This is a genomic window from Psychrobacter sp. PL19, from assembly GCF_017875835.1.
GTDB lineage: Bacteria > Pseudomonadota > Gammaproteobacteria > Pseudomonadales > Moraxellaceae > Psychrobacter.
The window spans coordinates 453,791-468,736 of record NZ_JAGING010000001.1; the positions used below are offsets into that span (position 1 = coordinate 453,791).

A 14,946-nucleotide genomic window follows, 5' to 3' on the forward strand; every position below is an offset into this window, starting at 1 on the left:
TGGTAAGGCTACATTAAAAGGATAAAGTAAATCTCAATAATGAATCATTATTAAGTCAATATGCTGCGATATTTTTTGTATTTTCGGGACGTTTTAGACTTTCAGGGTTGTTATTTCCTAGCGTCTTCTTACTTTTTAGATACGCTGTAACCATCCGGATTCATGCTTTGCCAACGCCAAGTGTCTTGGCACATATCAGCAATAGACAGCTTTGCCTGCCAGCCTAATAATGATTGCGCCTTATCAGCACTAGCATAGCAGCTGGCAATATCACCGGCGCGGCGATCGGCAAACTGATAGGGAATATTTTGTCCAGATACTTTGGTAAAAGCAGTAACTAACTCTAATACTGAGCTGCCTTTGCCAGTACCGAGATTAATGGGTAAAAAACCGACAGCTGATGTCTGTTTTTCTAAATAATTGAGCGCAGCCACGTGACCTTGTGCCAAATCAGTGACATGAATAAAGTCACGTACTCCGGTACCATCCACAGTCGGATAATCATTACCAAAAATACTGAGCTTAGCTAACTTGCCGACTGCGACTTGGGAGATATAAGGCATTAAGTTATTAGGGATATCGTTTGGGTCTTCACCGATCTGACCTGATGGATGCGCACCGACTGGGTTAAAGTATCTAAGGGTAATTAAACTCCAGTCGCTATCTGATACCACTAGGTCTTCTAAAATATATTCAACGACTAGCTTACTTTGGCCATAAGGGTTGGTACAAGAGCGCGGTGAGTTCTCATCGATAGGCAGAACTTCAGGATCGCCGTATACAGTAGCAGAGGAAGAGAAGACAAAGTTGTTGATCTTGTATTCCGCCATAACTTCCAGCAGATTGACAGTACCGCTAACGTTATTATTATAATACATCAAAGGCTTAGCGACAGATTCACCAACAGCCTTGAATCCAGCAAAATGAATCACGCCAAAGAATGAATGGGCCTCAAACACTTCTCGAAGTCGCTTAACATCACGAATATCACCTTCGACGAATTCGATAGGGGCAGCAATAATCTGCGAGACACGATTGACAGCCTCATAACTACTATTAGACAGATTGTCATAGATGACAATCTCATAACCGGCTTGATGCAGAGCGATACAAGTATGAGAGCCAATATATCCGGCGCCGCCCGTCACTAATATTTTATTCTTCATGCCAACACCCAGAGCAGTTTTTAAAACAAAAAAAAGACACCCCATTGTAGGGGTGTCCTTGATGTTTTTCAATACGGTTTTAATAGTTAGCTAATAGCTCAAATAATAGACTGGCCAAGAGGCCGAAGCCCATACTACCAACCTGTGACTTCTTTCAACTTGTCGCCAAGTTTTGATGGGTCACGGGTATAAGCGATGCCAGCATCTTCAAAAGCTTTGAATTTCTCTTCAGCTGTCCCTTGTCCACCTGAGATAATAGCGCCGGCATGACCCATACGCTTGCCTTCAGGAGCGGTGACACCAGCAATATAGCCAACAACTGGCTTAGTGACATGGTCTTTGATATAAGCGGCCGCTTCTTCTTCAGCCGTACCACCAATCTCACCGATTAGGATGATAGCTTCCGTTTGTGGATCATCTTGGAACAGTTTCAACGCATCAATCTGGTTCATACCAGGGATAGGATCACCACCGATACCGATACAGGTTGACTGACCAAAACCAAGTTTAGTGGTTTGAGCGACCGCTTCATAAGTCAAGGTACCAGAGCGTGAGATGATGCCCACTTTACCTGGCATATGGATATGACCAGGCATGATGCCGATTTTGCATTCGCCTGGGGTGATAACGCCCGGGCAGTTAGGACCCACTAGACGCACATCGCCTGCTTCTTCGAGATAACGTTTGGCTTTTAGCATATCGATAGTCGGTACGCCTTCAGTGATCACCACGATCAGCTTCACACCAGCATCAATGGCTTCAACGATAGAATCGAGTACGAATGGAGCCGGTACATAAATAACAGAAGCGTCAGCTTGAGTGGCTTCCATCGCCTCGCTCATAGTGTTGAATACGGGTAGACCTAGATGCGTTTGACCACCTTTACCTGGGGTTACGCCGCCGACAACTTTAGTACCATATTCGATGGCTTGTTCAGAATGGAACGTACCATTTTTACCGGTGAAACCTTGTACCAATACTTTGGTATTTTTATCGATTAATACACTCATTATTTTATCCTTGTATTCGGTTGTCTTGTAATAGCCGCTTAGCTATTGAACTGCTTATCAAGCTAGTTATCATATCCAGCAATAAGCATCAACAACTAAGCTACTGCTATTACGCCTTGACTCCTGTGTTTAAGCGCTTAGGCTTTAACAGCGTCGACAATTTTGTGTGCAGCGTCTGATAAACCTTGGGCTGAAATAAGGTTCAAGCCAGAGTCCTGTAGGATCTGAATGCCTTTTTCAGCGTTGTTGCCTTCTAGGCGCACAACCACCGGTACTTTTACGTCGACTTCTTTAATAGCAGCGATAATAGCTTCTGCGATCATGTCACAACGTACAATACCACCGAAGATGTTAATTAAAACACCTTCAACGCTGCTGTCTTCAAGGATAATCTTGAATGCTTCAACAACGCGATCTTTAGTTGCCCCGCCGCCAACGTCCAAGAAGTTAGCAGGCTTGCCGCCATACAGTTTGATGATGTCCATGGTGGCCATTGCCAGACCGGCACCGTTTACCATACAACCGATGTTACCTTCTAGAGCAACATAGTTTAGATCAAACTCAGCCGCTTTTAGCTCACGCTCATTCTCTTGTGACTTGTCTTGTAGCGCTGCAATTTTAGGCAGACGATATAGCGCATTTGAATCGATACCGATTTTGCCATCAACACAAACAATCTCGCCGTTTTCACGAATGGCTAATGGGTTAATCTCTAACAAAGCAAAGTCGTTTTCAACGAATGCTTGATAAGCACCCGTCATTATTTTGACGAACTGATTGATTTGCTTGCCTTCCATACCTAATTTAAACGCCACATCGCGCGCTTGATAAGGCATCAGGCCTACTAATGGATCAACGTTGACTTTGAATATTTTTTCTGGGGTCTCATTAGCGACTTCTTCAATATCAACGCCGCCTTCAGTTGAGGCCATAAAGGTTACTCGACGGGTAGCACGATCAACAACGGCGCCAAGATATAGCTCAGTTTGTACTGGGTACATATCTTCTGCAACCAATACGAAGTTGACCGGTTGGCCATCAGCGTCAGTTTGGAAGGTAACTAAGTTAGTACCGATCAAATCGTCAGTCACTTTCTTAGCTTCTTCACGAGTCTTAACCAATTGCACACCGCCCGCTTTACCACGGCCGCCCGCATGTACTTGCGCTTTAATAATTGCGATGTCAGTTGGGGTTTTATCAAAAGCCGCGGCCGCTTCGTCGCCACTATAGGCAATGATGCCTTCTTGAATGGGCAATCCGTAGCTTTTTAATAGCTCTTTGGCTTGATACTCATGTAAATTCATTGATTGTATCCTTTATTTTTTACAATTAATAAAAAGTGAAAACAAGTGCGTCGCAATATCCGTCTGGCGCACTTGCGATCTCAGCAACAGCCTAATAATGACAGCGGTTACTGAGATCAGGTTGTAGCAGAGGCGTTATTTGCGCTTTTTACGTTGGATGGCGTGAATAGCACGGCCATCTGCCGATAAAGCAGCTTCATGGACGGCTTCTGATATGGTTGGATGTGCAAAGGTCATTAACTGTAAGTCTTCAATACTAGAGACAAATTCCATCGCAATCATACCTTGATGGACAATATCGCCAGCACCCGCAGAAATAACATGCATACCTAACAAACGATCTGTTTTAACATCAGCCACAACTTTGACCGAACCTTGTGCTTCACTTTGTGCTAAAGCACGACCGTTAGCAGATAGGTTAAACGAGCCGATTTTAACTTCATAACCTGCTTCTTCAGCTTCTTGCTCAGATAGGCCAACCCAAGCAATTTCTGGATGGGTATAGATAACGTTGATAATAGTATCGTAGTTAACTTGCGCTTTTTCGCCATGCATGCGCTCGGCGACCATGATGCCTTCTTCTGATGCTTTATGGGCAAGCATAGGGCCACGGACTAAATCACCGATCGCATAAACACCGTCAAGGTTGGTTTTGCACTGGTCATCAACATCAATTAGACCACGTTCAGTTAGTTTGATACCGCTATCATCGCCCAGTAGTTTTTCAGCATAAGCACGGCGACCAACACAAACGATGAGCTTATCAAAGCGCTGTTCTGAAGACTCGCCTTTATGCTCGGTAGTAACGACCACTTCATCACCTTGCACTTCGGCATTGGTGACTTTAGTATCAACCCGGATATCAAGGCCTTGTTTTTTGAACAGTTTACCCGCTTCTTTGGCCATGTCTTTATCAATAGCCGCTAAGAGTTTAGGTAAGGCTTCATAAACAATAACTTCACTACCCAAACGACGCCATACCGAACCAAGCTCAAGACCAATAATACCTGCACCGATTACGCCTAAACGTTTAGGTACTTCGGTGAAATCAAGCGCACCAGTTGAATCCACGATACGATCATTATCAGTTTTGGCAACAGGAATGTCGATAGGGATAGAACCTGAGGCAAGAATAACATTTTTGGCAGTAATAGTAGACTCAGCATCATCGTCAGCGACAAATTTGACTTTTTTATCGCTACCTTTACCGTCGAGTAACGTGCCCCAACCTTGTAGCCAGTCAATACCATTACCTTTGAATAAACCTTCAATACCGCCGGTCAATTGCTTAACGATGCCTTCTTTGCGCGAGATCATTTTTTCGATATCAATAGCAACGTCGCCAGTACTGATACCATGCTCATCAAGGTCATGCTTGGTTGCTTCATAACGATGCGAGGAATCAAGTAAGGCTTTTGATGGGATACAACCCACGTTTAGGCAAGTGCCGCCAAGAGCAGGCTCACCCTTATAAATACGTTTTTCAATACAAGCCACGCTCATACCTAGTTGAGCTGCACGAATAGCAGCGACGTAACCACCGGGACCGCCGCCAATAACGACTAAATCATAATTGTCTTTCATAATATGTTTCCACGATTTATTTATAGTTTAATGTAGTGTTCAGATCATTTAAACAAGCCGCATGCCAACCGTATAGTCAATACGCTACTTCAGTAGGCTATATGCGTTTATCATTGATTGATAATAATGAATGATTACCAGATTTACTTAAAGTATTACTTACACGGTGATGAGATGTGAAGAATAGCTAAGATCTAAATGACTAACATCTAGATGACTAAGTTCTAAATAACTAGGATAACCAAGATAATAGAGATAAAAAGCTTGTATTAGCAGTTGCCAATACAAGCTTGCAAGCTTATAAGTCTAGTAACAGCAATGCTGGATCTTCGACTAGATCCTTGATGGTGACTAAGAACTGTACCGCTTCTTTACCATCAATCATACGATGATCATAAGATAATGCCAGATACATCATAGGTAGAATTTCAACCTTACCATTGACAGCCATTGGACGGTCATTGATAGCGTGCATACCTAAGATAGCGGTCTGCGGTGGATTCAAGATAGGCGTAGACATGAGTGAACCGAATACACCACCGTTTGAGATAGTAAAGGTACCACCAGTCATGTCTTCTAGACCCAGTTTGCCTTTTTGCGCCAGACCGCCAAGCTCACGGATCTTACTTTCGACATCCGCCATGCTCATTTGATCAGTATCACGCAATACCGGTACTACTAAGCCACGATCTGATGATACGGCCACACCAATATCATAGTAACCATGATAAACGATATCGTCGCCATCTAATGAGGCGTTAACCGCTGGGAAACGTTTCAATGCTTCAGTTGCGGCACGTATGAACAAGGACATGAAACCTAGACGGACACCATGACGCTTCTCAAAACGGTCTTTATACTGGGCACGAAGATCCATCAAGGGCTTCATGTTGACTTCGTTGAACGTGGTCAACATCGCCGTATCTTGTGAGGCTGATAACAAACGCTCAGCCACGCGCTTACGCAGACGAGTCATAGGCACACGTTTTTCAGTGCGTTCGCCAGTTGATTCAGCAACAGGACGACCACTGTCAGAAGTGATGCTATTATCCGCTTTCAATGTTGGACTGGTCATATCAGTCTTGGTAACGCGACCACCACGGCCACTACCTTCGACATCTTTAGGGTCGACACCAGACTCTTTGGCTGCTTTGCGTACCGCTGGGCTTTGATCTTTATGATCCGCTTCAACACTGTCTTTTGTATCAGTGCTTTTGTTGTCAGTGGCCTGTACCGGCTCGCCGCCATCAGCTGCTTGTTTTGCTTGCACAGGAGCTGCAGGTTGGTCTGGATCTACCGCAGGTTCACTGCTAGTCTCAGCAGCACCCGCGCTCGCACCAGCTTCGAATTCTGCAATGAGCTCATCAGACAAAACGGTGTCATCAACGTGCTTGACAATCTTAGTGACTACCCCATTATCAGGTGCAACCACTTCTAGTACTACTTTATCAGTTTCGATTTCTGCTAATAAGTCATCACGGTTAACTTGTTGGCCTTCAGTGACATGCCATTCAACGATCGTGCCATCGGCAACCGATTCTGGAAAAACGGGGGCTTTTATTTCAGCCATCGATATACTCCTTAGATTTAGATATTACTATTTATTATTGAGTCGTGATAGGCAGTCAGCTTAAGTAATAAAGGGCTGACTGTCACCGCCTGATTGCTATATCTTATATTGGTAACTTTGGTTCAGATAAACTATTTAGCCAACTCATCGACACTAACGCCAAGACCACCAGCGATTAATGCTTGTTGCTGCTGAAGGTGTAGTTTTGCAGAACCCGTTGCAGGTGCAGCACTAGCTGGACGTGCGACTGGCTCTAATACTCTGGCTTTGGTTGGATGCGGCACCACAATACGGTACATATCAGGAGCCAAGTAATACCAGGCACCTTGATTCAACGGCTCTTCTTGCGTCCAGACAATCTCAGCTAAGTTGCTGTATTTTTCAATCTCAGCGACTAGGCGCGTCTCTGGCAATGGATATAACTGCTCAATACGAACGATAGCAACATGGTCAAGACCTAAGGCACGGCGCTGCTCAAGTAAGTCATAATAAACCTTACCACCACACAATACTAAGCGTGTGATCTTGTCGGCATCTTGCTGATCTATTTCTGGTAATATAGTCTCAAACTTACCGTTAGCCAACTCTTCTAACTGAGAGGTCGCCAGCTTATGACGCAGCAAACTCTTCGGTGACATGACAATCAATGGCTTACGAATTGGACGTACCGCTTGACGACGAAGCGCATGATATATTTGCGCCGGCGTCGTCGGGGTAATGACTTGCATATTGTCTTCAGCACACAGCTGTAAGAAGCGTTCAAGACGGGCTGAAGAATGCTCAGGGCCTTGACCTTCAAAGCCGTGCGGTAATAGCATAGTTAAACCACAAACACGTTGCCATTTGGTTTCACCACTAGCGATAAACTGGTCAATGACCACTTGTGCGCCGTTAACAAAGTCGCCAAACTGTGCCTCCCAAACGATTAATGAATTCGGAACTGTGGTCGCATAACCATATTCAAAGGCCAGAACAGCTTCTTCTGATAGCAATGAGTTATAAATGGCAAAACGCGCCTGAGTATTGCTCATATGAGCGAGCGGTACGTACATGCTACCGTCATTGATATTGTATAGCTCGCTATGGCGATGAGCGAAAGTACCGCGGCCCACATCTTCACCAGTGATACGGACCAATACGTCATCATGATCTACCAGTGTTGCATAGGCTAGAGTCTCAGCGGCACCCCAATTTAAAGGCTCTTCGCCAGTTTGCATAGCCAAGCGCTGATCAACGACTTTTTGTACTTGACGCTGTAGCGTGTAGCCCTCTGGCATTTCTGCCATGCGACGACCATAGCCTTTCAGGATTTCAATGTCGACACTGGTATCCCAATCATCCACTAAATCGTGGCCCAAATAAGGCGCCCAATCAATGAATAATTCAGTATTGGGCTCAAGCACTAAGGAGTTAACCACATACTCGCCACGATCAAGTGACTCGCGGTAATTGTCCTCATACTTGGTTTCTTCTTCACTACTAATAACGCCCTCTTCAATAAGCTTTTTGGCATATATGGCACGAGTAGTAGGTAGCTTTTTAATCACTGCATACATTAGAGGCTGAGTCGCTGATGGTTCATCCGCCTCGTTATGACCGTTACGGCGATAACAAAATAAATCAATGATAATGTCTTTGCCAAACTCATGGCGATAATCTAATGCTAATTGCGCCGCGAATACTACTGACTCAGGATCATCACCGTTGACATGCAAAATAGGCGCATGTACCATTTTTGCGATGTCAGTGCAGTACTCAGTTGAGCGTGCGTCTTCTAAGCGGCTGGTGGTAAAGCCTACTTGGTTGTTAATCACAATATGTAGCGTACCGCCTGTGGTATAAGCACGGGTTTGCGACATCTGGAAAGTTTCTTGTACCACCCCTTGGGCAGAAAATGCAGCATCACCATGAACCACGATTGGCAATACTAAATTACCATCGGTGTCATTACGACGAACTTGGCGGGCGCGTACCGAACCTTCTAGTACAGGTGATACGATCTCAAGATGCGAGGGGTTAAAGGCTAATGCTAAATGGGCCTCACCACCTGGGGTCATGACGTTAGATGAGTAACCGTTATGATACTTTACATCGCCTGAGCCTTTTTCTGGCTGGACTTTACCATCGAATTCGTCAAACAAATCGGCTGGATTTTTGCCCAACACGTTAACCAATAAGTTTAAGCGTCCACGGTGAGCCATACCAATGACCATCTCTTTAGTGCCATAGCTACCCGCACGTTGGATGATTTCATTAAGCGCAGGGATAAAGCTTTCACCACCTTCTAAACCAAAGCGCTTTACACCGGTATATTTACGGGCTAAATATTTCTCTAGACCTTCGGCAGCCGTTAAGCGCTCAAGAATGGATAAGCGCTTTTCTTGATCAAACTTAATATAACCTAAATTAGTTTCAAGATATTTTTCCATCCAGCGTTTTTCAGTGCTGGAGGTGACGTGCATATATTCTATGCCAATATAACGGCAGTAGACACGCTCCATGATTTCGATAATCTCACGCAGCGGTGCTTCAGTCTTACCAATATTTAAATCACTAGTGGGATATATAGTGTCAAGGTCGGTGTCTGACAGACCGTGATAAGCAAGGCTTAAATCTTCAACCTCGGGCCGTGGGTGCAGCTCTAGAGGATCAAGCTTAGCGCGACGATGGCCACGACGACGGTAAGCAGAAATAAGCTGCTGTACACCCATTTGCTTAGGATTGAAAGCATTGGTTGAACTGGTAGTTGCTGTAGTGTTGGCCTCAGCGCTACCTTTGTTAGCCGTTTGATTACGGGCAAGCAGTAAAAACTGTTCTTTAATCGCGTTATGTTTAACGTCATTAGGGGCTTGATACTGTTTAAAGTAATCTTGCCAATCCGTATCGACGCTATTGGGGTCGCTTAAGAATTGTTCATAGAGAGATTCAATATAATGGGCGTTATCAGCGGCAAGCTCAGTATGGGCTACGCCAGCTGCTTCTTTAGTTATACTATTCATAATGATCGTCTATTTGATAGATAAATGAATGGAATCGAGCTTATTTTTGTGTAATCCGTCCTATGCTAGGCGCTTGGACAGGTTGGTTGGATTATACTATTAGATACTATTTTCTAGGAATGCTATTGCTGATCGTTGATGTTGTAGATAGTTGCTATTAGACAGTTACTATAAGTCATAATATGAAGCTCACTTTTTCTCATAACTTACTTCGTTATGATTATCGTCGAGTTAAACAATAGGTAGTGACGTTAAGCAGTTATTACAATAGCAATGTCGCACTGATAATTATTTGTGAACGTCCAGTCTTATTAACAGCCTCGTTTCACAACATTAACTTATATATACTCAATTCGACCATAACTAATATATTGATAACGACACCGTCTAGTAAAAAATTTTTAATAAGCGGTAGTGTTACAGGCCAGTCAAAGATATTTTTCTGTGGCCAATATCCGTTATTTTTTGTGCTGAATATAAATTGCTGTCTAGGGTAGCATGCATAAATTAGCTGCCATAGTTTGTTTGTTCAATACTAGGTATTTATGTAATAAATATCTATAGCAAGCTTCATTTTTTATCTACTGACTAGTAGTAGTGAATGGTAAATAAGTCATAATAAAGATAATGTTAAATAATAATTGAACGGTGATAAAGTTACCGCTGCTATGATAGCATTTTTACAGGCCTATTTTTATCTCAAGTCATAGATATTGGTATTGTTTTGTGAAACTATAAGTTGCTATACAGTAAGAGCAATGCAGGGACTCAGCTATAGTCTCAATATGTTGTGTTATCACATTATGATATCAGTTGAGCCCATTGCCATTTATAGACGTTACTTTAGCTTTCGCCTCTTTTTATTTCGTTTACGCTCAATTATTTTCGTTTAAGCTCAACTAAAGTCAATGGAAAGTAATATCGATACATAACCTACTGCTGGCATAAGTTTTTCTTGCTGTGCCTACACAGACAGAGGCTGCAAAAATTTTATACCAGCAGTACCGTAGCGTTTTTAAGGTATTTTAACTATATAGCTAGCTGCTCCTTAATATGGCCCTTGTTGCTCACTACTAACGTATCTCTACTATAGTTTTACCTTGAGATAATGAGTCGTTATAGCTTTGTTAAATAATAGTAAAAAAGTAACCAATGCTTGTCTCCACCCTATTTCTGTTTTAACGATAATAAATAAAAAACACCGCCCAATGATTGGGCGGTGTTTTTTATTACATTCTGTCAATGATTAGCTGGCTTAACCTGCTTCATCAAGCAACATACTACGTAGATTACCAATTGCCTTGGTCGGATTTAGACCTTTTGGACAAACAGACACACAGTTCATAATACCGCGGCAACGGAATAGACTAAACGGATCATCCAAACGTGACAAACGAGCTTGGACATCGTTGTCACGACTGTCGACCACAAAGCGATTTGCGGCGAGCAGTGCAGCTGGCCCTAAGAACTTATCAGGGTTCCACCAGAATGATGGGCAGCTGGTCGAACAGCACGCACATAAAATACACTCGTACAGACCATTTAACTTGTCGCGCTCCTCAGGAGACTGCAAGCGCTCAGTTGGTGGTGCTGGTTGATCATTGATTAAGTAAGGATGCACTTTTTCATATTGCTCATAGAACTGGTTCATGTCGACAACCAAATCACGAACGACTGGCAAGCCTGGTAACGGACGAATGGTCACTTTTTCAGGCAAGGTGTTCATGTTGATTAGACATGCCAAGCCATTTTTACCATTAATATTCATCCCATCAGACCCGCAAATGCCTTCGCGGCATGAGCGACGGAAAGTGATGGTTTCGTCTTGCTTTTTTAGGCGCAATAAAACGTCAAGTAACATACGGTCTGACTCAAGCAGCTCAACCGTATAAGTTTGCATACGCGGCGCTGCGTCCTGATCAGGATCGTAGCGATAGATTTCGATGGTGCGAGTACCTCGGCTCATAATGCTAAACTCCACACATAGGTGATGGCGGGCTGACAAAAGAGGCATCATAACAGCGCTAAAATCACTCTGGTTTATACTAGCGCTGGCATGGGTTTGTCGCTGGCAGTCACCTTTTTAATAAATTAATAAGGGATAAAACGTTTAAGCTATTCGTACACCTAAAATACGCGATTGTTTACTAACCATAAAACTGATTAGTAGACGCGGACTTTGGGCTCAATATAATCTACGGTTAATGGAATTTTGCGTACCGGCTTATAGACAATTTTGTTACCTTCAGAATACCACAAGGTGTGCTTCATCCAGTCGTGATCGTTACGACCGTTTGGTGCATAATCATCATCTTCTGGACGATCATAGTCCGCTACACTGTGCGCGCCACGACTTTCATGACGATGGGCTGCCGATACCATAGTCGCTTTCGCCACCTCGTAAAGGTTGGCCACTTCAAAAGCCTCAATACGTGCAGTATTAAATACTTGTGACTTATCAGTAAGATGAATTTGATCAATCTTGTCGCCTAGCGCTATAATTCTTGCAACCCCTTCATCCATCATAGCTTGGGTGCGGAATACGCTCGCATGCTTTTGCATGATTTCGCGAATCTCATCAGCCACATCTTGCGCATTGTAGCCTTCAGTAGACTGTTGCAACTTGTCTAAACGATTGACCGTAAAGTCGAGCACCTGAGGATCAAGCGGTTTGTAAGTATGATCAGCATGATGATATTCATCAACGATATGTTTGCCAGCAGCGCGACCAAAGACCAATAGATCAAGCAATGAATTAGTCCCTAAACGATTAGCACCATGGACACTAACACAGGCACATTCACCGATCGCATACAGACCTTTGACCACAGTACCTTCGTTATATATACCGTCTTCATCAGTACCTGCTTCTAGATCAGGCGTGATCACTTGACCATGAATGGTGGTAGGAATACCGCCCATCATATAGTGAATGGTTGGGATAACTGGAATAGGCTCTTTAGTGATGTCAACGTTTGCAAAGTTTTTACCAATCTCAAATACCGATGGCAAGCGCTTCATAATCGTTTCAACCCCTAAGTGAGTCATATCCATAACGATATAATCAGCGTTAGGGCCACAACCACGGCCTTCTTTGATTTCTTGGTCCATGGAACGTGACACTAAATCGCGTGGTGCCAAGTCTTTTACGGTAGGCGCATAACGCTCCATAAAGGCTTCGCCATCTTTATTACGTAAGATAGCCCCTTCACCGCGGCAACCTTCAGTCAATAGTACACCAGCGCCTGCCACACCCGTTGGGTGGAACTGCCAGAACTCCATATCCTGTAGCGGTACACCAGCACGCACCGCCATACCAATACCGTCACCAGTATTAATATAAGCATTAGTGGATGCGGCAAAGATACGGCCTGCACCACCGGTTGCTAAGACAGTAATCGGTGCTTGGAATACCGCGACCGTACCAGTTTCTTGCTCAAAAGCGATAACGCCATTAATGTTGCCGGCTTCGTCTTTGATTAAGTCAAGCGCAATCCACTCGATGAAAAACTGCGTACCTCGTTCAAGATTTTTTTGATATAGCGTATGTAGCATTGCATGACCCGTACGGTCAGCAGCAGCACAAGCGCGTTGAACGGCTTTTTCACCGTAGTTTGAAGTGTGACCACCAAACGGACGCTGATAAATCGTACCATCTTCATTACGGTCAAATGGCATGCCCATGTGCTCAAGCTCGTACACCACTTTTGGTGCTTCGCGGCACATGTATTCAATAGCGTCTTGATCGCCTAGCCAGTCTGACCCTTTGACGGTGTCATAAAAGTGAAAATGCCAGTTGTCATTACTCATGTTGCCAAGGCTGGCACCAATGCCACCCTGAGCGGCAACAGTGTGTGAACGAGTTGGGAATACTTTGGTAAGTACCGCAACATTCATACCCGCTTCGGCTAGATGTAGTGAGGCACGCATACCTGACCCACCACCGCCAACGATAATCGCGTCGTAGTTGAGGGTCTTGATGTTACTGATGGTATTATCTTGTCTTGTTGCCATTACGATTTTCCTAATGCCTGTTGATGCTTGCGAAGTAAATACAAAAATTGTCTAATGAGCCACTGGGTCTAAATTAACGACCCTACATTGCCGGGTTTATTTTGCTCAGGCCAAATTACTAGCTATTTTGCATGTCCAGTTATTGTATGAGTGACTCAAACAACCCTCAACCACTTACTAAAATTTGCATATTCATCGTTATATAGGGCGTAGCTTGTTACTGTGTGAAAAAGCCAGCACAACATAAACTCATGAACCTTATATGGCTATCAACAAACTGCTTTTAAACACATCAACAGTCAATAAATCTGACTGAGCAGTTCGTTATTATTTATGAGCTATCAGTTATAGATAATAAATTATTAGCTGTGGCTAATGACTCATAAGGTTTAGACGTTAAACAGCGACGGCACCAAAGCCGTTACCCCAAAAAATCATAATGCCCCAAATTAGAAAAACTAAAATAGCGATAATCATAAATGCTTGTAACACCAAACGTAGGCCGGCGGCTTTGGGACCTATTTTGCTAGTCGTAATGTAATCGGTAAATACCGTCCACATACCGACCCAGGCATGTCCAGCGAGCGCAATAATAGTCACCAAGCTGAGCAAGCGCATTGGCAAACTGGTCATAAAGCTTGACCATTCGATAAAGGTCACATTACCGTGGATTAAGAAAAAAGCCAGTAGTACCACACTATAGACCGCTAAGACCACAGCACTAATACGCTGGACAATCCAGTCACGTGAGCCTGACCCTGTGAGACCGGTAGCGCTTTTTATTCCTGAATTATTTCTACTCATTAGAACATCACCCATATAAATGACGCGACAATTAGGATCGCTGCAATCACGAAGCTGACTATGGTCACCGTACGTGCAGATTTCAGCTCTTCATTACTGCCATAATCAGCAACTAAATGCTTGACACCCATCACAAAGTGATAAGCAATGAAGGCGACGAATACCCACGCTACAAAGCGGATAAAGATGTTATCGAACACGGTCTCAAAGCTCTCAGGCGACGCCAAAGAGGTTTGTAGTATCCAAAGCATGACAGGAATAAGTAAAAATAGCATAATGCCAGATATGCGATGCAAAATTGAGGCGATCGCGATCGGTGAGCTGTTAACGCTAATCACTTGGCTCAGAGGCAGATTTATAGGTCGGTTGCTTTTCACAGCGGGCATCCTTTTGCGGTTATACTCCTGTGACTGCTGAAATGCCTAGTAATACTAATTTACGCTCAGCATCGAGCAACACATGAGACTAATAAAGTAAGGAAGAGCTAGCTGACTT

The 14,946-nt window shown here is 43.8% G+C and carries 10 protein-coding genes; all 10 read right to left on the reverse strand.

Annotation, left to right across the window (positions count from 1 at the left end):
• Positions 1-128 precede the first annotated feature (128 nt).
• Complete coding sequence (gene galE / locus H4W00_RS01820; RefSeq protein ID WP_209955860.1) at positions 129-1,166, reverse strand: UDP-glucose 4-epimerase GalE; 1,038 nt, start codon at positions 1,164-1,166, stop codon at positions 129-131.
• Between the two features lie 134 nt (positions 1,167-1,300).
• Complete coding sequence (gene sucD, locus H4W00_RS01825) at positions 1,301-2,176, reverse strand: succinate--CoA ligase subunit alpha (protein WP_209955862.1); 876 nt, start codon at positions 2,174-2,176, stop codon at positions 1,301-1,303.
• Positions 2,177-2,313: 137 nt separating this feature from the next.
• Positions 2,314-3,480 carry an ADP-forming succinate--CoA ligase subunit beta gene (gene sucC, locus H4W00_RS01830; RefSeq protein ID WP_209955864.1) on the reverse strand — a complete coding sequence of 389 codons (1,167 nt, stop codon included), beginning with the start codon at positions 3,478-3,480 and terminating at the stop codon, positions 2,314-2,316.
• Between the two features lie 135 nt (positions 3,481-3,615).
• Positions 3,616-5,064: a dihydrolipoyl dehydrogenase gene (lpdA, locus tag H4W00_RS01835; RefSeq protein ID WP_209955866.1), complete on the reverse strand. Its 1,449-nt coding sequence runs from the start codon at positions 5,062-5,064 to the stop codon at positions 3,616-3,618.
• Between the two features lie 298 nt (positions 5,065-5,362).
• Positions 5,363-6,634: a 2-oxoglutarate dehydrogenase complex dihydrolipoyllysine-residue succinyltransferase gene (odhB, locus tag H4W00_RS01840; protein WP_209955867.1), complete on the reverse strand. Its 1,272-nt coding sequence runs from the start codon at positions 6,632-6,634 to the stop codon at positions 5,363-5,365.
• A 131-nt stretch (positions 6,635-6,765) separates the two neighbouring features.
• A complete protein-coding gene (locus H4W00_RS01845; protein WP_209955870.1) occupies positions 6,766-9,633 on the reverse strand; it encodes a 2-oxoglutarate dehydrogenase E1 component in 2,868 nt (955 codons plus the stop codon).
• A 1,255-nt stretch (positions 9,634-10,888) separates the two neighbouring features.
• The gene (locus H4W00_RS01850) at positions 10,889-11,599 is read right to left on the reverse strand and encodes a succinate dehydrogenase iron-sulfur subunit (RefSeq protein ID WP_209955872.1); all 711 of its coding nucleotides are present in this window, start codon (positions 11,597-11,599) and stop codon (positions 10,889-10,891) included.
• Positions 11,600-11,796: 197 nt separating this feature from the next.
• Positions 11,797-13,647 (reverse strand): succinate dehydrogenase flavoprotein subunit, encoded by a 1,851-nt coding sequence (gene sdhA / locus H4W00_RS01855; protein WP_209955874.1) that lies wholly within the window; start codon positions 13,645-13,647, stop codon positions 11,797-11,799.
• Positions 13,648-14,043: 396 nt separating this feature from the next.
• A complete protein-coding gene (gene sdhD / locus H4W00_RS01860) occupies positions 14,044-14,430 on the reverse strand; it encodes a succinate dehydrogenase, hydrophobic membrane anchor protein (protein ID WP_327192753.1) in 387 nt (128 codons plus the stop codon).
• A 20-nt stretch (positions 14,431-14,450) separates the two neighbouring features.
• Positions 14,451-14,837 carry a succinate dehydrogenase, cytochrome b556 subunit gene (sdhC, locus tag H4W00_RS01865; protein ID WP_209955879.1) on the reverse strand — a complete coding sequence of 129 codons (387 nt, stop codon included), beginning with the start codon at positions 14,835-14,837 and terminating at the stop codon, positions 14,451-14,453.
• Between the last annotated feature and the right edge of the window lie 109 nt (positions 14,838-14,946).

What these genes read in the sequence shown, in the direction of transcription:
- sucD (WP_209955862.1), bottom strand. Translation starts at nt 2,176, where the DNA reads ATGAGTGTATTAATCGATAAAAATACCAAAGTATTGGTACAAGGTTTC.
- galE (WP_209955860.1), bottom strand. Translation starts at nt 1,166, where the DNA reads ATGAAGAATAAAATATTAGTGACGGGCGGCGCCGGATATATTGGCTCT.
- H4W00_RS01850 (WP_209955872.1), bottom strand. Translation starts at nt 11,599, where the DNA reads ATGAGCCGAGGTACTCGCACCATCGAAATCTATCGCTACGATCCTGAT.
- H4W00_RS01845 (WP_209955870.1), bottom strand. Translation starts at nt 9,633, where the DNA reads ATGAATAGTATAACTAAAGAAGCAGCTGGCGTAGCCCATACTGAGCTT.
- lpdA (WP_209955866.1), bottom strand. Translation starts at nt 5,064, where the DNA reads ATGAAAGACAATTATGATTTAGTCGTTATTGGCGGCGGTCCCGGTGGT.
- sdhA (WP_209955874.1), bottom strand. Translation starts at nt 13,647, where the DNA reads ATGGCAACAAGACAAGATAATACCATCAGTAACATCAAGACCCTCAAC.
- sucC (WP_209955864.1), bottom strand. Translation starts at nt 3,480, where the DNA reads ATGAATTTACATGAGTATCAAGCCAAAGAGCTATTAAAAAGCTACGGA.
- sdhC (WP_209955879.1), bottom strand. Translation starts at nt 14,837, where the DNA reads ATGCCCGCTGTGAAAAGCAACCGACCTATAAATCTGCCTCTGAGCCAA.
- odhB (WP_209955867.1), bottom strand. Translation starts at nt 6,634, where the DNA reads ATGGCTGAAATAAAAGCCCCCGTTTTTCCAGAATCGGTTGCCGATGGC.